The 22,316-nt window shown below is 48.8% G+C and carries 14 protein-coding genes; 12 read left to right on the forward strand and 2 right to left on the reverse strand.

The genetic code is table 11. The annotated features are described in order from the left end of the window. Positions 1 to 177 precede the first annotated feature (177 nt). The 5 genes from BBD42_RS12215 to BBD42_RS12235 all read left to right on the forward strand — a co-directional run bounded on the left by BBD42_RS12215 (position 178) and on the right by BBD42_RS12235 (position 10,270). Positions 178 to 585 (forward strand): GNAT family N-acetyltransferase, encoded by a 408-nt coding sequence (locus BBD42_RS12215; RefSeq protein ID WP_099518337.1) that lies wholly within the window; start codon positions 178 to 180, stop codon positions 583 to 585. A gap of 369 nt (positions 586 to 954) precedes the next feature. Next, a complete protein-coding gene (locus BBD42_RS12220; protein WP_099518338.1) occupies positions 955 to 1,089 on the forward strand; it encodes a hypothetical protein in 135 nt (44 codons plus the stop codon). 431 nt (positions 1,090 to 1,520) lie between these two features. After that, on the forward strand, positions 1,521 to 5,873 hold the full coding sequence (locus BBD42_RS12225) for an InlB B-repeat-containing protein (protein WP_172455469.1): 4,353 nt from the start codon (positions 1,521 to 1,523) through the stop codon (positions 5,871 to 5,873). A 117-nt stretch (positions 5,874 to 5,990) separates the two neighbouring features. Further along, the gene (locus tag BBD42_RS12230) at positions 5,991 to 8,540 is read left to right on the forward strand and encodes a winged helix-turn-helix domain-containing protein (RefSeq protein ID WP_099518340.1); all 2,550 of its coding nucleotides are present in this window, start codon (positions 5,991 to 5,993) and stop codon (positions 8,538 to 8,540) included. A 1,361-nt stretch (positions 8,541 to 9,901) separates the two neighbouring features. Continuing rightward, positions 9,902 to 10,270 (forward strand): VOC family protein, encoded by a 369-nt coding sequence (locus BBD42_RS12235; RefSeq protein WP_099518341.1) that lies wholly within the window; start codon positions 9,902 to 9,904, stop codon positions 10,268 to 10,270. A gap of 712 nt (positions 10,271 to 10,982) precedes the next feature. Here BBD42_RS12235 and BBD42_RS12240 read toward each other — a convergent pair. Both BBD42_RS12240 and BBD42_RS12245 read right to left on the reverse strand, forming a co-directional pair. Next, on the reverse strand, positions 10,983 to 12,209 hold the full coding sequence (locus BBD42_RS12240; protein ID WP_099518342.1) for an epoxide hydrolase family protein: 1,227 nt from the start codon (positions 12,207 to 12,209) through the stop codon (positions 10,983 to 10,985). 70 nt (positions 12,210 to 12,279) lie between these two features. Further along, positions 12,280 to 12,726: a MarR family winged helix-turn-helix transcriptional regulator gene (locus BBD42_RS12245; protein ID WP_099518343.1), complete on the reverse strand. Its 447-nt coding sequence runs from the start codon at positions 12,724 to 12,726 to the stop codon at positions 12,280 to 12,282. Between the two features lie 383 nt (positions 12,727 to 13,109). Between BBD42_RS12245 and cyoE the strand changes: the two genes are divergently transcribed. The 7 genes from cyoE to BBD42_RS12280 all read left to right on the forward strand — a co-directional run bounded on the left by cyoE (position 13,110) and on the right by BBD42_RS12280 (position 21,605). Next, positions 13,110 to 14,030 carry a heme o synthase gene (cyoE, locus tag BBD42_RS12250; protein WP_099518344.1) on the forward strand — a complete coding sequence of 307 codons (921 nt, stop codon included), beginning with the start codon at positions 13,110 to 13,112 and terminating at the stop codon, positions 14,028 to 14,030. A gap of 196 nt (positions 14,031 to 14,226) precedes the next feature. Then, positions 14,227 to 14,898 (forward strand): type A chloramphenicol O-acetyltransferase, encoded by a 672-nt coding sequence (gene catA, locus BBD42_RS12255; RefSeq protein WP_099518345.1) that lies wholly within the window; start codon positions 14,227 to 14,229, stop codon positions 14,896 to 14,898. A 292-nt stretch (positions 14,899 to 15,190) separates the two neighbouring features. Beyond that, entirely contained in the window at positions 15,191 to 15,868 is a 678-nt protein-coding gene (locus BBD42_RS12260) for a DUF6273 domain-containing protein (protein WP_099518346.1), read from the forward strand. A 298-nt stretch (positions 15,869 to 16,166) separates the two neighbouring features. Then, positions 16,167 to 16,331, forward strand: a complete 165-nt coding sequence (locus BBD42_RS31735) for a hypothetical protein (protein WP_172455470.1) — start codon at positions 16,167 to 16,169, stop codon at positions 16,329 to 16,331. Between the two features lie 158 nt (positions 16,332 to 16,489). Next, on the forward strand, positions 16,490 to 18,211 hold the full coding sequence (locus tag BBD42_RS12270) for a sensor histidine kinase (protein WP_099518348.1): 1,722 nt from the start codon (positions 16,490 to 16,492) through the stop codon (positions 18,209 to 18,211). A 47-nt stretch (positions 18,212 to 18,258) separates the two neighbouring features. After that, positions 18,259 to 19,860 carry a response regulator transcription factor gene (locus BBD42_RS12275; RefSeq protein ID WP_099518349.1) on the forward strand — a complete coding sequence of 534 codons (1,602 nt, stop codon included), beginning with the start codon at positions 18,259 to 18,261 and terminating at the stop codon, positions 19,858 to 19,860. 29 nt (positions 19,861 to 19,889) lie between these two features. Then, positions 19,890 to 21,605, forward strand: a complete 1,716-nt coding sequence (locus BBD42_RS12280; protein WP_099518350.1) for a type 2 periplasmic-binding domain-containing protein — start codon at positions 19,890 to 19,892, stop codon at positions 21,603 to 21,605. The last annotated feature ends 711 nt before the right edge of the window (positions 21,606 to 22,316 follow it).

Raw genomic sequence — 22,316 nt, forward strand, 5'->3', positions numbered from 1 at the left:
TTGCACTTTTGACTGAATCTGCACTCTATGAGCTTGATAAGGACTTGCTCACTGATGGTGGCAGAAAACCGTGTGTCATTCATTCAAGAGTTGTTCTTAAATGCTTCTTTACCTAGGAGAGCGTAAATCTTACATGATATAGTTAGCGTTAACGGATTGATATGAGGGAGTGAAGCTATGACGATTGAATGGGCGACAGCGGCAGATGAGGCATTTATTGCTGATCGGGATCATCATATTTTAGCGAGTCTTATAGGCAGGAAGATTGAGAATCGAGAATATTATGTGTTTCGGAACGAGCTAGGCGATAGAATCGGCTGGATGAGGTACGGCTATTTTTGGGACAATACACCGTTTTTGAACATGATTTGGCTGGATGAGCGGGAGCGGGGCAAGGGCTTCGGCAAAACCGCGACGCTGCTTTGGGAGCAGCATATGCGGGAGCAAGGCTGCAAGCTCGTCATGACCTCAACGCAGGCGGACGAGGATGCGCAGCATTTTTATCGGAAACTGGGATACAAGGACTCGGGCTGTTTGATGTGGGAAAATCAGGCTTTGGAAATTATTCTGACTAAAGCAATTTAAGGAGGGAGTTGCGATGAGCGGTTGCCTTCCGAGCTTCCAGCACATGCTAAGCTCGCTTATCGGATAGCCGGCGCCGAGAGCATGTCCTTCGGATCGGGGAACTGAAATTTATCGAAGTCCAACATCCCGTAATCGTCGATGATTAGAATCCCGAGGGTATGCCGTTGTCGAGATTCGATTTCGGCTTATTGAATGATTTTCTCCTGCGTCGGTTCATCGAACATTTCGACCCAAGTGCAGTGCTGCGGAGCTAGAAAGGCAAGCGGGTCGGGCCGGAGGTACGATGGCCGGAAGTAATCGTTGCGGGTATGAAGATAGGAAGCCCCGACTCTGGACGGATGCAGTCTGTTCCAGACGTTCCGATATATCATGTTGCCTTTGGTAAAATCCGCGTTGGTCGCGATCGTCATCATCCAACTTCTATGGTCCTGGAACGAATTGCAATGGCCTCTTATCATCAACAACTCGCCTGATAAACGAAGGCGTGGCCTTCAGTGCTCATAAAGGTTGACCGGAACGCCAAGAGGACGCTAAGCTCTGAATCTCATCCGGCTTGGCGTTTTTTATTGAATTGAACGCGGAGACCTCTAGACTTAGGGGTTTCCTTTCCTTTTTATAACCAAGGGGCAGCCGAATCTGTAAACATGAACCTAACTACCCGATTTAGCTCATTGAACTACCCTCTCGGGTAGGTCAATTCAGCCCTGCTATCTCTTATAGTATAGAGGATGGTTTGTATAGCTCGAGAGTGACAAATGGACTCTATCTACACAACGATAAGAGGAGAGTAGAAACTAATGATTAGGCGTAGTATTTCATTGTTTATGGTTTTGATAATAGTAGTGGGGTTATTTCCCTCTTATTCTTCTGCAGGAAGCGGGGTCACGAGTCTAACTTCTTTAACTTTGTCTAGCGGCAAGGCTGTGGAGGATCTCATGGACACTTGGAAATTCTATGCGGACGTTGCGAACGACGTGAGCGAGATAACGGTTACGCCGACGGCGGTAGACGCTGATTCCAAGATTGAGGTAAACGGCGTAGAGGTACCTAGCGGCAGTCCGTCGGGAGCAATTGCCCTGAATGTTGGAGTTAACACAATAGAGATTCTGGTGACACCAGCCCCGCCTCTAGAAAGGGATAAGAAAATCACGACTTTAACGGTAACTCGAGCGGGTGGACCGGGTAGCAACACCATATTGAATTTTCTAGGCCTATTTCTGGAAAGCGAAATACCGGGGGATTTACCCGTCGGCTTCGGGTTTAATAAGAGCTTGCCGTTCTATGATTCGATAGCTTTCATCGGCCAGAACAAGGTTCTGATCGATCCCCAACCCGAGGATAGCGGGGCGACCGTCACTGTAAACGGAATCGAAGCGACAAGAGGCGTCAAAGTACCCGTTGGCTTACTAATGGGAGATAACACGATAACGGTCGTCGTGACGGCGAGTGACGGGACGACAACCCGAACCTATACGTTGATTATTAATCGTCTCCCGGGCGCGGATACTTCGCTTATCGAACTGGGGCTAAACAACGGCGTACCCGTTGTCGATCCTGACGATAACAAAAAATACTCCGTTAACTTCGCCTACGGCGTGACGAGCACTAGAGTATATCCGGTAGCCAAAATGGATTATGTAACGATTACCGTAAACGGAAAAAGCGTGGCGAACGGCGGGTTATCCGAGGCGATTCCCTTGGAGGTCGGGAGCAATACGATTGCGGTCGTGGTGACGTCGGAGAATGGGTTGGCTACGGCCAACTACACCCTGACGGTAACGCGGGCAGCCGCGCCGTCGGGCTACAAGGTAACCTTCGTCGAGAATAATGGCGGTGTCGATCCGGTCGCGGATTTGTATGAAGTTAGCCCGGGATCGACGATTGCAAGGCCGGAGGTAACCCGTGATGACTATCTCTTCGCGGGTTGGTATAAGGAAGGGAATTATATTACCTTATGGGATTTCGATAAGGATACGGTAAATGAGAATATGACGCTGTACGCGAAGTGGACGCCGACGTATACGGTGGTGTTCGACTCGCAAGGAGGAAGTTCGGTTGAGAGAGCGTCCGGCCTTCTCTCCGGAGCGACCGTCCCGAAGCCAGCCGATCCGACAAAAGCGGGCTATGCATTCTCGGGTTGGTATGTGGATGAAAACTTCTCGTCGGCCTGGAACTTCGCGTCGGATACGGTAATCTTGGATGCGTGGAGCGTGAATAGGACGCTGTATGCGAAGTGGACGGCAGTTCCGGTGTCGACGTACACGGTGACGTTCGACTCGAAAGAAGGCAGCGCGGTAGCGAGCGCGATAGGCTTAAGTGCTGGAGCGACGATCACGAAGCCGACCGACCCAACGAGAGCTGGCTACACGTTCTCGGGCTGGTATAAGGATGAGGTCTACGTCTCGGCCTGGAACTTCGCGACGGATACGGTAAGCGCGAATACGACGTTGTATGCGAAGTGGACAGCGATTCCGGTGTCGACGTACACGGTGACGTTCGATTCGAAAGAAGGCAGCGCGGTAGCGAGCTTGACTGGCATCGCTGCGGGAGCGACTGTGACGAAGCCAACCGACCCAACAAGAGCGGGCTACACGTTCTCGGGCTGGTATAAGGATGAGGGCTACGCTTCGGAGTGGAACTTTTCCACGGATACGGTAAGCGCGAATGCGACGTTGTATGCGAAGTGGACGGCAGTTCCGGTGTCGACGTACACGGTTACGTTCGACTCGAAGGAAGGCAGCGCGGTAGCGAGCTTGACTGGCATCGCTGCGGGAGCAACGATCACGAAGCCATCCGACCCGACGAGAGCGGGCTACACGTTCTCGGGCTGGTATAAGGATGAGGGCTACGCCTCGGAGTGGAACTTCACGACGGATACGGTAAGCGCGAATGCGACGTTGTATGCGAAATGGACGGCAGTTCCGGTGCCGACATACACGGTGACGTTCGATTCGAAGGAAGGCAGCGCGGTAGCGAGCGCGATAGGCTTAAGTGCGGGAGCGACGATCACGAAGCCATCCGATCCGACGAGAGCGGGCTACACGTTCTCGGGCTGGTATAAGGATGAGGGCTACGCCTCGGAGTGGAACTTCACGACGGATACGGTAAGCGCGAATACGACGTTGTATGCGAAATGGACGGCAGTTCCGGTACCGACGTACACGGTTACGTTCGACTCGAAGGAAGGCAGCGCGGTAGCGAGCTTGACTGGCATCGCTGCGGGAGCAACGATCACGAAGCCATCCGACCCGACGAGAGCGGGCTACACGTTCTCGGGCTGGTATAAGGATGAGGGCTACGCTTCGGAGTGGAACTTTTCCACGGATACGGTAAGCGCGAATGCGACGTTGTATGCGAAATGGACGGCAGTTCCGGTGCCGACGTACACGGTTACGTTCGACTCGAAGGAAGGCAGCGCGGTAGCGAGCTTGACTGGCATCGCTGCGGGAGCAACGATCACGAAGCCATCCGACCCGACGAGAGCGGGCTACACGTTCTCGGGCTGGTATAAGGATGAGGGCTACGCCTTGGAGTGGAACTTCACGACGGATACGGTAAGCGCGAATACGACGTTGTATGCGAAATGGACGGCAGTTCCGGTGCCGACATACACGGTGACGTTCGATTCGAAGGAAGGCAGTGCGGTAGCGAGCGAGACAGGCATCCTCTCCGGAGCGACCGTCCCGAAGCCAGCCGATCCGACAAAAGCGGGCTATGCATTCTCGGGTTGGTATGTGGATGAAAACTTCTCGTCGGCCTGGAACTTCGCAACGGATACGGTAAGCGCGAATGCGACGTTGTATGCGAAATGGACGGCAGTTCCGATGTCGACGTACACGGTGACGTTCGATTCGAAGGAAGGCAGCGCGGTAGCGAGCTTGACTGGCATCGCTGCGGGAGCGACGATCACGAAGCCAACCGACCCAACGAGAGCGGGCTACACGTTCTCGGGCTGGTATAAGGATGAGGGTTACGCCTCGCCTTGGAGCTTCACGACGGATACGGTAAGCGCGAATGCGACGTTGTATGCGAAATGGACGGCGATTCCGGTACCGACGTACACGGTGACTTTCGACTCGAAGGAAGGCAGCGCGGTAGCGAGCTTGAATGGCATCGCTGCGGGCGCGACCGTCACGAAGCCGGCTGATCCGACGAGAGCAGGCTACACGTTCTCGGGCTGGTATAAAGATGAGGGTTACGCCTCGCCTTGGAACTTCTTAACGGATACGGTAAGCGCGAATACGACGTTGTATGCGAAGTGGACGAAAGTTCCAAGCGGCGGCGACAGTGGTGGAGGCGTAAGCGTTCCGGATAACAGCCCAATCATCTCCGGCAATGGAGTGTTGACGCTTCCTATTGGTAGAACGGGAACGGTTAGCTTGAGCGATGAAGAGATTACCATCGAGATCCCCGCCGGCGCGACGGACACAAGTTTGCGAGTGACAATCGAGACCTTGTTGGACACGGATGAATTGTTGAAGAATAACGAAGTGCTGGTTAGCGAAGTCTTCGAAGTGTTAAAGAATGTCCCAGGTAACTTCAAGAAAAACATTACGTTGAAGCTGGCCTTCGATCCGAAGAAGCTAGGCGACGGCGAGCGTGCTTCCATCTTCTATTATGATGAAGAGAAGAAAGAATGGGTGGAGGTTGGCGGCGCTGTAAGCGGTGGCTTCATTACCGCAGAGGTCAATCACTTCACGAAATTCGCCGTGTTAGCTGTAAGAGATAATGCGAAGCCGGTAATCGAATTCGGCGACATCGCCGGTCACTGGGCGGAGGAAGCGATTCGCCAAGGAGCTAGCCAAGGGATCACGACTGGTTATCCGGACGGAACGTTCAAGCCTAATCTCACAGTTACGCGAGCTCAATTCGCCGTGATGCTAATGAATGCGATTAAGCCTGCAGGAGCAACGGAGGAATTGGCCTTCGAGGATGCATCACAAATTCCTGCATGGGCTAAGAATGCCGTGGCGGAGGCTAAACAAGCTGGCATCATCAACGGTTATGACGATGGTACCTTCCGTCCGAACGCTGAGATTACGCGAGTCGAGATGGCGGCGATGATTGTTAAGGCGCTAAATCTGACAGTCGAAGCGAATGCCGCGACCGGCTTCGCGGATAACAGCGAGATTCCGACGTGGGCGAAGGGAGCGGTTGCCGCTCTCAAGGAGACCGGTCTGATGCAAGGAACGGGAGACAATCGGTTCGATTCCGAAGCCAAAGCAAGCCGGGCGGAAGCGGTGACGGTTCTCCTGCGAATGCTAGAGCAGCAGAAAACAAAAGAATAAACCGGATTGACGAAAGACCCCTGTGCCCTATAGCACAGGGGTTTTGCAATTGTCCAATTTAATCGAATATAATCGATTATATGGAATTTTTAATTTAGGCGTTTGGAGGCTTTGAATATGATTCGCAGTGCCAAATATCTCATTCCCCCAGCGCGCAGATCTTTGGTGACTAGGCCGCAACTGACGCGCAAGCTTGAGGAAGGCATGGAGACCAAGCTGACTTTGCTATCGGCCCAGGCGGGCTACGGTAAAACGACAGCTTTAAGCGAATGGGCGAGGCAATGCCGAGCTTCAGTTGCCTGGGTCTCCCTGGATAAATACGATAACGATTGGGGCGCATTCTGGAGCTGCGTCTTAGCTTCCATACGAGAAAGACTGCCGCTGTTCGGGGAATCGATCGAATTCCTGCTTGAGCAAGAGTCTGCGGCTTCTATCGATTTCGCGGTATCGGCGTTTCTGAACGAGCTAAGCTCGATTCGCGGCGATTTTGTACTCATTCTGGACGACTATCACGTCATCGAGAATGCGTTCGTTAACGAGTCGATCCGATATATGCTTGAGCATCTGCCTCCGTACTTCCATCTCTATATCGCAAGCCGCACCGAGCTGTCTTTCCCCACGACCAGACTTCTTGCCAAGGGCGAGATCAACGTTATTCGAATAGAAGACATGCGATTCGAGTTGGAGGAGGGAGTTGTTTTCTTCCGAGAGATGACGAACTTATCGCTATCGATAAGGCAAATCTCTACGTTGTTTGAGCAGACGGAAGGTTGGGTAAGCGGACTTCAGCTTGCGGCTATCACACTCAAACGAAGCGGCAATATCGCCGAAACGATTCGCCAGTTCAGCGGCCAGCAGCGCCAAATCTCCGATTATTTATTGGAAGAAGTGTTCGGGCATCTGTCGGAATCCTTGCAGGAATTTCTGCTGGCTACCTCCGTTCTGAGCCGCGTGAACGGGGAGCTGTGCGCGGCGGTGACGGGACAAGCCGACAGCCAGGTCCAACTGGAGCGGTTGGAGCAACTAAATTTGTTCATTATTCCGCTGGATGAGCAGCGCGATTGGTTCCGCTATCATCATCTGTTGTCCGAGTTCTTGCAGCAGCTGTGCGCTAGGGACTACCCGGAACTGTGGAGACTTTCCCATCATCGGGCTGCGGTCTGGCATGAGAACGAGGGGCTCTATGAAGAAGCGGTGGAGCATTATATTAGGACAGGACAGGCAGAGGATGCCGTCCGGATTATCGACCGCATCATGCCGGAACTCTTACAATCGAGGAGCCACGTGGTTCGAAGATGGATTAATGCCTTGCCGGAGAGCAACTTTGAACACAAGCCGATGTTTCAGCTGTACCGCATCTCGCAGTTCCTGATGGATCGGGATTGGGAGCAAGGACTGCGTAAGGCCGAGCAAGCGGAGAGACGGTTCGAAGCCATGAAGGAGTCCATCCCTGAGCCGGAATGGAAGCAACTGATGGGCAATCTCTATTACTTAAATGCACTCTTCTTCCGAATGCAGCAGAATATGCCGAGAGCCCTTCATTATTTTGAACGGTTGGAGCATTATTTGCCAGAAGGGAGCAGCCTCCAGAAAGCCTCGACCAAACGGTACTTAGGTCACGAAGGATTCGGGGATCCGCTCTCGCTGGCCGTCGATCTGCACGAGATGGAACAATTCCAGCTTAAGCTGATAACGATGTGGGGGAAGAAACCGAACTATCCCTTTGTCGGCTACGCGTATCTATCCTATAGTTCGCTTATGCACGAGTGGAATCGGTTGGACGAAGCGGAGTCGTATATTGGACAAGCGCTCAGCCGAAAGGATCTTCGTGCCAACGTATGGACTTGGATTCATTTGGGCCTGGTGTCATCCCGACTCAAGCAGGCTCTCGGAAGAGAGGAGGAAGCAATCGAATGGCTTACCCATCTCGGTTCGAGCGTCGACTCGCCGGATCAGCCTATTATTTGGAAAAGAATCAAGGCGGAGCAAGCCTGGCTGTATCTGCTTCAAGGGCAGCGTCAGAAGGCAAACGATTGGCTCGAACAGAGTGGATTGTCGCATTCGGACGAGGTTTCGGCCCGGTATTTCGAAGAGTATCTAGTAATGGTCAGGGTGATTGCGGGTAATGGACGGATCGAGGATGCGCTGCAATTGTTTGAGAAGCTGGAGCAACTTGCGGAAAAGGAAAATCGTCTGCGAGAACGGATCAGGCTGAAAATCTTGCATAGCATGGTACTTCGGCAATCCGAGGAGCCCCAAGCAGCCCTTGCGCCGCTGGCTATTGCCTTGAGGCTCTCGGAACCGTTGGGCTACATCCGCAGCTATCTTGATGAAGGCCCTCAGATGGTCGAGATGCTTGCCGATCTTCTGAATCAACAGCAAAAGACAGCATTGACATTGTTGCCCTTGAACTATATCCGTCTGCTTCTCGACGCTGTGAGCAGAAATCCGTCTCCTAAATCTTTGTCTAATGAGGCTCTGACCGAGAAGGAAGAGAAGGTGTTTGAATTGCTTGCGGAGGGATTCATTTATAAGGAAATTGCCGATCAATTGAATGTCACTCAAGATACGGTGAAGTTCCATTTGAAGAACATTTATCGCAAGTTAAGGGTAAATAACCGGGCTGAGGCAATCATGCGAGCCAAGGAATATAGGAAACGAGTTTGAACGATTGGTGTGTAAGCTTGAGAGCGGCGAATTTTAATGGATAAGCTTTGAATCGTTTAGCGCCCAAACCAAGAACGTCCCGCGATGGATGTCCCTACAACTTTTATAAAAACAATACTCATAGAAAAGGCGGCTCTAATACTTGGACAGTGTATAGCTCCATGGTGTATTTAATTTAATTCAGCTGATTGCATTGAACGAATAAATGGTCCTGTTATAAATCCAGGTTTTTTCACATAATCATTTTGTAACTTACAATATCGACAACTGGAACGTTGATTGGACTCCTAACAGTAATAAAGTCACGACAAGTAGAAGGAATCATAACCCTGGGAGCTTATCGTCGGAGGAGATAGGGGGGAAGTTGAAAAACATTCAAAACGACCCTGAATCAAAATTTATATTAAGATTGATTATATTCTTAACCAAACAGCGGTTACGGTTGGGCGTGCACTAGCGAAGTTTAAGGTAGTTTTTAATAAAGTTTAACCTTGATAGGAGCTTATGTAACTAGGAAGTTTGGTTTCCAACTTTTATTTAATGGTAATTCGCGGTAGTTCCAGACTTTTATTTTTCCATGCTTATCACGTGACGTTACAAACCGCATAAAATCAACATAATTGGTTCCATAGTTTTATTTCACCTTACACCTTTTGTTAGAAGAAAATAAAGTATTAGACTAAGAAAATAAAGTTGTAGACTCGCACAAACAGACATACTGCTACTAGAAGCTCTTCTACAGTTTACAGATTCGACATCAGGAATAAACAACATGATATTATTATGGGGCTGCCTTCGGGCAGCCCTATTTTATTTTGTTTCGGTGGTGATCATGATGGCAAAACGGAAAAGTGCGATCAATAAAGTGTTAGATTCGCAAAATAAAGATACTGACTGAGAAAATAAAGATATAGACTGGCACGGCGCGTCAACCGGGAGAATTGTTGTGTTGAATTCTTGGGTGGGGGGCAGATGTGGTAGTCACTAAACCTGAATCATTCAAAAATCGAATGATAGTAGAATTCGAAAAAATGAAAGAACGCTACTGACATACAGTTGGCAGTAGGGGGATTGTATGATCGAGACATACAAGATGAAAGTGAGGTTATTTACATAACATGACATGGCTTTGAATGAAACGAATGGTGCACTGAAGATTGAACAGGCTTATTTTGAAGCGATGGCAAATGGAGATGTTGAAATAATTATCGCTCTCTCAGCTGTCTACTGAGTCTATTTACGAAGCGACTCCTTTAGCACAGTATAGGGCAGCACAAATTAAACATTAACACACTCAGTACATGGGTCATTAATGAATTGTTTTCGCAACAAATACAACCGCATATACTAAGGAGGACATTATGTCAGCAATTGGACCCGACTTTATTTCACTTCAAGTGAGCAATCTTGAAGGCTCTGCTGAATTCTATCAAAACTATCTTGGACTCGTCCGCTCACAGGCGGGACCACCTCATGCTGTGGTCTTTGAAACAAAACCTATTGCATTTGCTCTTCGTGACCTAATGCCAGGAATAGAGCTCGGTTCAGGTACTCAGCCTGGACTTGGTGTCGCTCTGTGGCTTTATGCCCCTGATACGCAAGAAATTCACGACAAGCTGACTGCAGCAGGCGTGAAAATTACATCCGCACCAATAAATGGACCATTCGGGCGAACCTTTACATTTGCCGACCCAGACGGTTACCTAGTTACCCTGCACAGTAAAGCCTAATACGCAAATGTATCCAGCTTAATGATAGTGATATTTCCGCTGTCACAGGGAGTCAGTTGATTATTACAACATTAAGATCATATTCCAAAAAGGGATATGCTCCCCATACGGTAGACAGGTGAAATAATAAAACCTGTTACTGTAAGGGGAGTTTTTTTCATGTCTAAAAAAAGGCTTAGTGCAACGGAGAAGTGTAGCCAGATCTGTTTCAATTTAGCAACAAATCCCCAAAGAACGGGCTATTTTCTTGATCTTGCGGTGGAGACACTTTGAACATAAGCTTCCTCAATCATATGAAGCAAGGCGATTTCTAAACGCTATTTCTCCATGATAAAAAACAGCACATAGCCTCCTTTCCGCATTTTAGGTACAAAGAGATATACCTCGCCCATATGTATGTCGAAGCGATGCACACGGCAGCCTGAACGGTAAGCTTCATAGCGTCAGTACACTCTGATTTTCGGACATAGCATTTGTTCGTAGATACCGATCGATGACTTTTCTTTTTTACTTTTGCGAACTTAATTGCGCATTATCCAATCAAAATGTTAAATTCTAAACTCCGAAGCCTCGGCAAATCAACGCCCCCAGTCTTAATAAAAAGGGTACCACCTATTATGCATAATCATTAGGTGACACCCTTGTTTTCTAATTATCCCAATCGACCAAAGAACTGCGATCCTTTATGGAAAGCTTGGTTCGGTTGGATCTTTTATCGACGTCCTCGAAAGGTGCGGCGCAAATCCTCAACCCATTTGTCCGGAATTTCCCAGGGGATGAAGTGTCCACCATGTTCGTGGGCTGTGATGTTGACATGTTTATACCAAGGAGCCCGATCGCTGTCGAGAAAATTCGGTATGCGATTTTCGGTCGTGATACCCGGCGGATTTTCGTAGCCCACAAAGGTAATACCGGTTGGTGCTTCAATGGCAGGCGAGCGACTATGATCGGGTGTCCATGGATAGCGGTTATTGTTTGCATAGATGCGCATTGAGGTTTCAATGGCGTTGTTGACCCAGAAGATGGTTGCGTGTGTAAGGATGTCGTCCTTAGTAAAGACATTCTCGACGTTGCCGTTATTGTCACTCCATTTGGTCCATCGTTCCAAGATCCATGCGAGCATGCCAACTGGCGAGTCGCTCAGTCCGTAGGCGAGTGTGCTGGGATCAAGAACGTGAACGGCGAGATGCGATGCGAAACGGCGATCAAACTCCAAAATTTGCGATCTGACTTGCTCAGTGATGTTGTCGGGAATGGGACGGCCTCCGGCGAAATCCCACCCGCGATCTCCATTAAAGAAGCTCAGTTTTAGAGCAGACCCGATGTGTATGGCGTAGAGCTCGTCACTATATTTGTGTCCCAGTTGACCGGTCACGAGAGCACCTACATCGCATCCCCCTGCCGCGTATTTCGCATAGCCGAGAGTATCGGTCATGAGCGTATGCCAGAGATCGGCAATTTTCCAAAAGTTCATGTCTGGATGGTTCGGCAGTGGCGTCGAGAACCCAAAGCCAGGAAGGGAGGGCACGATTACGTCGAATGCTTCAGCCGGATCGCCCCCGAATGCGCCAGGGTCCGCTAGTGGATCAATGACCTTGGACCAATGCCAGAACGTCCAAGGCCAGCCATGGGACAGGATCAAGGGTACAGGATTAGGCCCCACGCCGGGTTTGCGCATAAAGTGCACAGGAACTCCGTCGACATTTACTTTATAATGTTCGTAGGCGTTGATCGCCTTCTCGGATTTGCGCCAGTCAAACTCGTTAATCCAGTAGTCGACGAGTTTCTCCAGATAGTTCCGACTAACACCGTAAAACCAGTCATCATTACCAGCATCGAGTGGCCATCTGGTGGACTTTAAACGATTTTGAAGATCAGCAAGTAACTCATCTGATACGTGGATCGGACTCGGTTCAAGCACGAAAGGAGCTGTTGTCATAAGTGTTCCTCCTTGTATTCGTTTCTTTCGTCTGTCACTCGGGTATGAACAACAGAAAGTGCAATCGCGACTACGAATCGTTTCCTAGTTCGACCAGACGCCTTAATGCGGGAATGGCGGAGGCGATTGCCTGTTTTTCCTCCTCAGTGAGCCCTTCACTGAATTTCGAGAGCTTCGTTATGCGATTCAAACGACGCGAATCAATAACATTTGCCCCTAGCGCGGTAATATGGACTTGAACGACTCGGCCATCATTTGGATCTGGCCGGCGCTCGACGAGCCCGTCTCGTTCAAGCCGGGTAACCAACTGTGTGATTCCCGACTGCGTAACTTGCTCATTAACGGTCAGCTCAGTAAGCCGCATGGGACTCTTGAGGGACAACGTGTGCAGGACGGAAAGGGTAGTGAAGCTTAGTTTTTCAATGGACGGCATCCGAATGAAAATCCTCGTTAAATCTTCGAACACCATAGCGAAGTCAGTAACGTTCAACTCGTTCAAGTTATTTTTAGGTTTCATGAATAAAACTATATCACTAACTTATATAAGTGTCTAATGTAAAATGGGTTAGTGATGTTCTGAACAATAAAGTTTTGCGCTCTTCTATTTTAGGAAATGACGACACAAAAATTTAAAACAGGGCGACGTCGTTATTAATAGTCAAAAAAATCAGTCAGCCAGGATAGAATACATGAATAATCATGATTTTATTGATAAAGGCTAGTTATTGACAGTACCGTCTTGAACCCGCAAACGGGTTGTTCACGAAAGCGACAAGGATTTTTGACAGAATCATGAGGGTTGATTGAGTAGCAGCACATAAGTGTCGCTTTATGGTAACCTATAGAAGTAACCTAAAGAAACCTATAGAAATGAAAACATATACAGGGAGTGTTATTCACATGCTGATGCAAAGCAATACAAATAGTATCGAACGAATGCCGATCTCCATTACGAAGGTGCTCTTTGAGACGATAAAGTTTGGCATTATTAAGTCGAACCTCATTGCGATGATTGCAGGGCTTAGCATGGCGCTGTACGTTCATCACTTATCGTTTTTCGATAAGATCGGCAACATCGTGTTGGCTTTGATCGGATCTGCCTTGGTGATCGGAGCAGCCGGCATTTTCAATAATTTATATGATCGCGATATCGATGCCATTATGGAACGGACGAAAAATAGGCCGACTGTATCCGGAATCGTTGATGTCGGGAGCGGGCTAATCATGGGGATCTGGATCGCGGCCGGCGGCCTTGTCGCGTTGTATATGTCTTCTCCGCTTGCCGCTTACTGCGGCTTTCTGGGGCTGTTCCTCTATGTCGTGCCTTATACCATGTGGACGAAGCGCAGAACCATCTATAATACGGAGGTGGGCAGCTTGTCAGGGGCGATGCCTCCGCTGATCGGTTGGGCCGCTATTTCACCTGACATTTTTCACCCTGGTGCAATGGCGTTGTTCCTGTTAATGGTGATTTGGCAGATGCCGCATTTTTATGCCATCGGCATTCGTCGTATGGAGGAATACCGGGCGGCTAACATCCCGATGCTGCCGGTCGTCAAGGGCATTCGCAGAACGTATGTGCAGATGAATGTATATCTGGTTGCGTTGTTCCTGAGCAGCTTCATGTTCTGGTCCTTTAATCCGTATATCGCTGTGGCGAATGCGCTCCTGAGCTTGGCTTGGTTAGTTCTGAGCGTCGACGGATATCGTCGGAAGCCGGAGGAAAAGTGGGCGCGTTCGATGTTCATTTTTTCGCTGAACCACATCACGGTGCTGCTGCTGATGATCGTCGGCTACTCCTTGGGTGCGCCTTTGTTATAATGGCAATCCCTTTCGGTCGGGATTTTAGGTGTATAGACATAAGATTTCGGATAACATAAATGAAAAAAGCCGCAAAGAGAGCGGCTTTTTTTTCTCCGCATTAAAATAATAAAAGGGATTGTGAAGAGGATATGGTTAAAGCAGTGGATCAAACCTCCTAAAACGAAAAAGCAATCATTTTAGGAGGTTATTATAAATGAACTTTAATCCGATTATTATGGATAACTGGAGTAGGAAACCGTACTTTGAGCATTATATAAACAAGGTCAGATGTACCTTTAGCATGACGTCAAATATAGATATTACCCGGCTGCTGACAGAACTCAAGAGTCAGGAGATTAAGCTTTATCCCGCCCTCATCCACATGATAGCTGCTGTGGTGAATAGCCATCATGAATTTCGCACATGCTTTCATTCGGATGGTACATTAGGCTATTGGGATCGTTTGTCTCCTAGCTTTACCATTTTCCATGATGATGATAAGACTTTTTCAAGCATGTGGACTTTGTACGGCGAAGATTTTAATGATTTCTACAGCCGTTATCTTGATGATATGAAAAAGTACGGAAAGGTTAAACAATTTGCCTCTAAACCAAACGAGCCGCCCAACACCTTCCCTATTTCTAGCATACCTTGGGTTAGCTTCACAGGCTTTAATTTGAATATCTATAACGAGGGAACCTTTTTGCTCCCCATCTTTACAATGGGGAAATTCTTTCAGCAGGAAGGCAAAATACTGCTGCCACTATCCGGGCAATTCCACCATGCTATATGCGACGGTTACCATGCCGGGATGCTGTATAATGAGCTGCAATTACGTGCTGATACTTGCAAGGAATGGCTGCCCAACGATACTCCATTTCGCTAATGGACACGTTGTGAAATATGGAAACGGTAACCCGATGATGCTTTTCTAGATCATCGGGTCTTTTTATGTGTAAAAGCGAGGCCACTCCTAACTTCTTGCAGTGAGCCGGTTTTGGCTATGAATAGCTTGCCGGCTTTCTCCAGCTGCTGTCTTTACTTAAAGTAAAACATTAAAATATGTATGTTAAGTTTTTTGAAATGGATTGCATGATAAATCAAGGGTTTGAAGAACCCATCTTAGTTATTGCATCAACGTTGTACAATTAAATTAAAAACGAAAGTTGGAGATTTTTTTGGAAAATGTTAATTTTGCCTGCACGCCGTTTCGGAACGCAGAGCCCGGCGCAATCATTACCTTCGGCATTTATCCTCAGACCGCGGGCGGCGCAGACAGAACGCCGATCAGGTGGCGGGTGCTGCAAAATGCAGGCAGCGAGCTGTTCCTGTTGAGCGAGTACATTTTGGAATGCAGGCGGTATCATGGTGAATTTGTCGATATCTCATGGCGTAATTCTGATATGCGAAAATGGCTGAACGATGAGTTTTATAACACTGCATTCAATGACTCCGAGAAACGGCTTATCAAGACTTCACATTGCACGGACAACGGAGAGGGGAGCGTGGACACAGACGACGAGGTTTTTCTGCTCAGTGTTGCGGAGGTGAAAGAACTGACCTCTAAACATGATGAAGCCGCTTTAAGCGTGAAACGTCGGGCAATAGGAACGGAATTTTCCAAACTGAAAAAGGAAGATGGCTGTCACCTGTATGTGTATGATAAAACCGTCAAAGCTGACTATATCATCGAGAAGGGTGAGGAATTAGGCTGCTCTTGGTGGTGGCTGAGAACCCAGCCGGTTAGTTGTTCACGTGCTTATTTTATTGGCCCACGCAGCAGTATACGCAGTTATGGCCGTGTTAACTTAGCTCGCGACGGCGTGCGCCCCGCTATCAAAGTGGCCGTTCCTTAATTTTTATCCACGGATGCCAGCTGTTTCACATATCTATCGCTTAAAACAAACAAAGCTCGGTTTTGGATCACTTGGACGTGATCTGAAACCGAGCTTTGCTCTTGCATGATATTGATGAATAACAACATCCATCGTCAGGTTAGTCTTCAAGTGTAATGGTTGATTAGGTCCAGGTCGTAATCATTTCAACCGGGAGAGAACAGAATAACTATCGGAGTTACGCTTTAGGAATTGTTAATCATCTAAACACTGTTAAAATGGTTTGGCTGTTGGATTTTCGATTCACGATATAAAATTCATGATTTCGAAAAAAGGAATATCAAAAGAGGAACAAACACGCATCATTAAAGGGAAAATTTCAGAAATGGAAGAAGCTCAAAAAAAATTAGAGGATTCCAAACAAAATATATACGATATTCTTGAATTGGATATTACGTGTGGCGATGGATTTGGGAAGCACTAATAGCAGGTCTGCCAGAACGACTTGGCAGTCTTTTTTACTGAGGCATGTTCCGGATGAAAGATTGAGGTATTCTAAGCAAAGAATTGATATAGTAAACGCTTTCAATATATTGTAATATATCGGGTGAAGTGCAATTTCGAAACAAGGATGGAAATGACATGCGAATCAAATTCAACATCTTTCAGAAATTGCTTGTGTTGCTGCTGATTTTGCTGACGCCGGTCGTGGCGCTTTATTATTATTCAACGTACAAAAGCATCAATGTCATACAGGAGGAGCTCATTAAGGCGAGTCTGAACCAGATGGAGCTTTTTATGGCACAGCTGGATGCCAGCATAGAGAAATTCGATCTGGTCTCTGCCCCCATGCTCGTTGACACGAATGTGCTGGAATACCGGTACAACCTCAACATGAGCGATTATTCCTTAATGAAAACCCGGCTGCTAATTCAGGAGAAGCTGTCGCTGGCCAGCGCGTCGGGCAACTGGCGTAATGATATGACGATCTTTTTTCCGCAAAAAGGCGATAGCATATCTTCTTCTCCCTCCTATGAATTTGATCTTGAAGAGTTTGAGGGCCGGTTCTCGCTAGGATGGAGCTACAGTGAAGATTTGGGGATAGGCTCCGGTTTTACTCGTACCTATGTCACTACGGGGTACAAACCGGCTCGTCCGAACGAGCTAGATGTTGCCGTTCGCATTAATCTGTACAAGTGGAGCTTCGAGAATCTGCTCGACACCTACAAGGCTGGCCACTCCAATAATCCGTTTTTTTACAAAGAGGGACATGCCATCATCGCCAGCCGGTCCGCACAAGGACTAAAGATGGATGGAATCGTCGCAGAATTGGGCGACAGGGTCAATAGTCGTACTTCCGGTTTCTTGATTCATTCGTTCGATGGCAGGCCTTATCTGATCACCTATTATTATTCTAACCTTCTTGACTGGCAGCTCATCGATTCCGTTCCGCTCGACCAAATAATCGGGCCAATTAAGCAGCAAAGGGTGCTGTTTGGAGCGTCATCTTTCATTTTGCTCCTATCCGGTATCGCCGCCGCGACTGCCTTGTACTGGAACGTACAGAGGCCAATCTTTCGGCTCGTGCATGCGGTGCAGCAGATCAAGCGGGGCGATTACGCCTACCGTCTGCCGAAAAAATCAAACAATGAATTCGCGTTCCTTATGCAAAACTTCAATGAGATGGCGACGCAGATCCAAGATCTAATCGAGCATGACTTGCAATCGCGCATTCTTGCTCGCGATGCAACGCTGAAGCAATTACAGGCGCAGATTCATCCTCATTTTTTGTACAACTGCCTGGGTTTCATCATTAACATGACCAAAATGGGAAAGGATCGGGCAGTCATCGACATGGCGTATCATTTGGCCGACTATTACCGGTATACAACACGTATGGACAACCAAGGAGCCAGCATGGGCGAAGAGCTTGCGTTCGTACGCATTCACTTGGAAATTCTCAGGCTTCGCAATGAGACGCTGACCTACAGCATCGAGCTGCCGGAGGAGCTTGCACAGCTACGCGTCCCCCGGCTTCTCATCCAACCGATCGTGGAGAATGCGCTGGTGCATGGACTTGAGAACGTCGAATACCCGGGCCGGGTGGAAATCAGGGTCTACGTCAAGGACAGCTGGGTGCACTTGGAAGTAGAGGATAACGGCAAAGGATTGAATATGGAGCAGATCGGCCAACTGCACAAGGAGCTTCGTGTCCCGGCTGGTGAATATGCCGGCTGCGGCCTATGGAATGTGTATCAGCGGCTGCAGGGCAACCATGGGGCAGACGCCAAAATGGCATTTATTCCATCCAGGCTGGGCGGGCTAGCCGTCAGCTTAGTCTGGAGACTGAAGAATGAAGAATGAAGACTGAAGAATGCAGATTGGAGACGTAACGATAAGGAGGAAAAGCCATGAATAGCCTGCTTGTGGTTGATGACGAGAAACACTATGCAGACAGTCTGGCAGATACGATTCCATGGACGAAGCTCGGCATCTCCCCGGTTTTGAAAGCTTACAGCGCAAGCGAGGCGCTTGCACTGATGGAAGCTTTTCCTGTCGACATCCTCATGACGGATATTCGTATGCCGCGCATGAATGGCCTGGAACTGATCGAGCAGGCCAGAAGGCGCAGTCCCCAATTGAAATGCTTGCTGCACACAGGTTATGCCGACTTTGATTATGCTCGCAAAGCGATTGAGCTTCAAGCGCTCGATTACTTGATGAAGCCGGCTAAGGATGAGCAGCTATTGGAGGCAATGGGCCGAATCGTTAAGCAGCTTGAGCAGGAGCGAGCGATCGAACAGGGCTTCCGTATATATCAGGACAACAGCGCCGAGCTGAAGGCAGGATTGCTGCTCAAGGCGCTCAGCGGCAGCCTAAACAGCGAGGCGCTTGCGGAAAAGTTGAAGCTGTTCGACCTCCCGCTGCTGATACCAGGCCACGTCTCATTGTGCCTCGTTCGGTTAGGTCCCCCCTTCGATGGACAGGATCTCTACTCGCAGTCTCTAATCCGGTTCGCGGTAACGAACATGCTGGAAGAACTGCTGATGGAGCGGTATGATTGCTGGCCGGCTGCGGACGATGAAGGGACCCTGCTAGTTCTCGTGTACGATCTATCGGGCGCGCCGCCGGATCAGGAATGGGTGCACGAGCGGTTAGACCAGTTAAAGCGGGAAGTACAGAACTTGCTTAAAGGAGAAATATTCGTGGGCGAGACTGACTGTCTTTTCCCGGAAGGGCTGCAAGCCAGTTACATGGCGGTCATAACACGTCTGGACAGTGATGGGCGTTCGTCCGGGCAGGTGACCGAGCGGAACGAGGAGGAGGCGCGCCTCATGCGAAAGCTCTACGAGACGCCTCTTCTGACGCATCTTTTAGAGTCTGAGAAGTGGGAGGAGGCGGAGATTAAAATCCGTGCGTTCGTGTCGCCATTGCTGCACACGGGTTCGCCGGATCTCATGCGCGACGTTTTTTTCTTTCTGTCTAATGCATTCCAGTATATTGCGAATCGCAGCGGCAGGACGCTGGCGCAGATGCTTACTCCCGGACAGTCCGCTTATGTAAAGGGGAAAGCGATGCTGCACGCGTCGCAGCTGGAAGGCTGGGCGCTGGACTCGCTGCGCACGCTTCGCGATAAGCTGGGGGAGGAAACCGAGGACCATAGCCAGGCGATCGTCCGAAAGACGCAGTCTTACATCCGCGAGGAAATTGACAAGGACTTGTCGCTTACGATGTTGGCAAGACGAGTCTTCGTACATCCCAACCATCTCTCTAAACTTTTTAAGCAATGTACGGATACGACCGTTTCCCAATATATTTACGAACAGCGTATGCTCAAGGCCTGCGAGCTGCTGAAGCATACGGATTATAAAATTTACTATATTGGAGAAAGCATCGGTTACCCGAATACGAATTGGTTTATTCGTAAATTCCGTGACTATTATCAGGTGACGCCGCAGGAATTCAGGGACAGATACCGATCAGGAATGGAACGGGGAGAGTCGGGCTGGTGAAGAGGCAAAGGAGGTGGAGAGGCTTTCTATTGGCGGTTCTGATAGGGAGTCTGCTGCTTGCCGTTGCCGACTGTTTGAATAGCGGCCGGGAGGCGAGCAAGACCAGGCACGTGAGTGATGAAACGAAGCCGATATGGGACTTTCAATATGATCCGCCGATTATAATTACGACGGCAATCGTGGATGAGAATCGGCCTAACGCCTTCAAGCCAGGCGAGAGCCTTACGAACAATGTGCATACCCGCTGGATGGAAGAAAATCTGGGTATAATTACGAAATTTGACTGGATCGTCAGCAAGTTCGAGGACACAGATACAAAAATCCGGCTGGCGCTGGCCGTGAACGGCAAGCTGCCGGACACCTTCGGGGCAGAGGGAGACATCTTGAAGGATCTGCTTAAAGCGGATAAACTGCTTCCGTTGAACGATGCCATTGAGAAGTTTGCGCATCCTAAGCTAAAGGAAGCGCTGGAGAAGTACGCTTATACGATGACGGAGGTAACCAAAGACGGCAAGATTTACGGACTTCCTCGCTTCAACGTGGGGGATGAAGGAACGGTCATGTGGATCCGTGAGGATTGGCTCGAGAAACTTTCGTTGAAACCGCCGACGACGATCAGCGAGTTGGAGAGCGTACTTCAGGCATTTTCCGAGCAAGACCCTAACGGGAATGGCAAAGACGACGAAGTCGGCCTGGCAGTTCCGCTGAAGGAAGGCCCATGGAGCTGGATGGGACAGACTGACGCAATAGCCGGCGCGTTCTCCAAACAGATGCTCAGCACCTCCAACATCAATATGTTCTGGAATGAGGACGAAAAGGGCAGCCTAGTCTATGGCGCCGTTCACCCGGATGCCAAGAAATACTTGGAGACGATGGCGTCCTGGATGGCAAAGGGCTACATGGACAAAAATGCTGGCATGAAGGACTCAAGTCAAGCGTCCGAGCTAGCGGTCAAAGGAATGGCAGGCGTCATGTTCGGTCCGTTCTGGATGGGGGCCTGGCCGCTCGGCGACACGGTGAAGGTTGATCCAAAAGCGAATTGGCAGGCGTATCCCCTTCCTGCCGGACCGGACGGACTAAAGGGCAAGGCGCAGAAGCCATTGTATGGCATCTACACGGTTTTCAGCAAGGAATTTAATCATATTGAGGCCTGGTTTGCCTATTATAATAAGCTGCTTGCTAAAAATTTTGGCCCCGAGGATCCATACTTCGATCCGCGTTTCGAACAAGGGTTTCACGAGGGCTACGATTATGTAATCAAGGACGGCAAGGTCATCACCGTCAATTTCGAAGCCGAGGGCGTGCCAAATAACGAATGGCCGCTTGCGGACGGTTCATCCTTGGATATGCGCTGGATGCTTTATCCGCTGACCGGCGGCGCACCGGCGCTGCCGTATATGAACGCAGATGCGCTAAAAAAATTATTGGACAATTCGGACGCCGAGGTGCTGACACCGATCGAACAGGGCATCAAAGGACTGAATTCGGCCCAACTGCTGGCAGCCGGGATCGCAATTTCTGAGCAGGAGCTCGAAATCCCGAACCGGTACCACGGGCCGTTAACAGACGGGATGGAGAAGCATGGGGTGTTCCTGCAGAAGCTCGCAACGGAGAGCTATCTGAGCATCATTTATGGCGAGAAGCCACTCTCTTACTTTGATGAGTTCGTAGCCCAATTTTACAAAAATGGCGGCGACGTGATTACGAAGGAAGTTAATGATTGGTATAAGGACAACAAGCAATAATAGCGTTTCGATCACCAAATCGAAGGGAGGCCGCATTATTCAATACGCAGGTAACATCGTTGTCTAATAAAAATCCTATGAATAACAAATGGAGGAGTATGGTGATGGACATCAAGCAATCATTTTCAAACAGAGTTAAAGATTATATGAAATATCGTCCGTCATATCCAAGTGACGCAATCGATTATTTATATGATACAGTCAAAAAAATACGATGGAAAAGTCCATTTTTAAAATGCAGCAATTATTTGATTTTGAGAGTCTAAGTGGTAGGGTAATGTCCTCCTCTTATACTCCTATGCCTGAACATCCTAACTACGAACCTATGATGGACGAATTAATAAAGTTATTTAATCAATATGAGAAAAACGGTAAAGTGCCATATTTATATGAAACAGAGTTATATTGGGGAGAGATTTAATATTCACTCAGGGAGAGTAAGATTTAATTCAATAGCGACAGTCAAGGACTTTATTTCCTGGCTGTCGCTGTTTCAATTTATAGGGCCAGTCTAAATCTTTATTATCTGCTGGCAGCTGCCTCCTTCTTTTTTTTAGGGCGATGAGTACAATTGCTTGTTTTCTTCTATAATTGTTTATTTCTTCTATATACCAGGGTCCCTTCAGGAATTAAAATAATTTCATTAGAAAGCGTTTTCATTAAAAGAGGTGATGGCGCGCAGAAGCCGATAAGAAGTCGCAGCGAATTCGA

Origin of the sequence: Paenibacillus sp. BIHB 4019 (assembly GCF_002741035.1) — a bacterium.
GTDB lineage: Bacteria > Bacillota > Bacilli > Paenibacillales > Paenibacillaceae > Pristimantibacillus.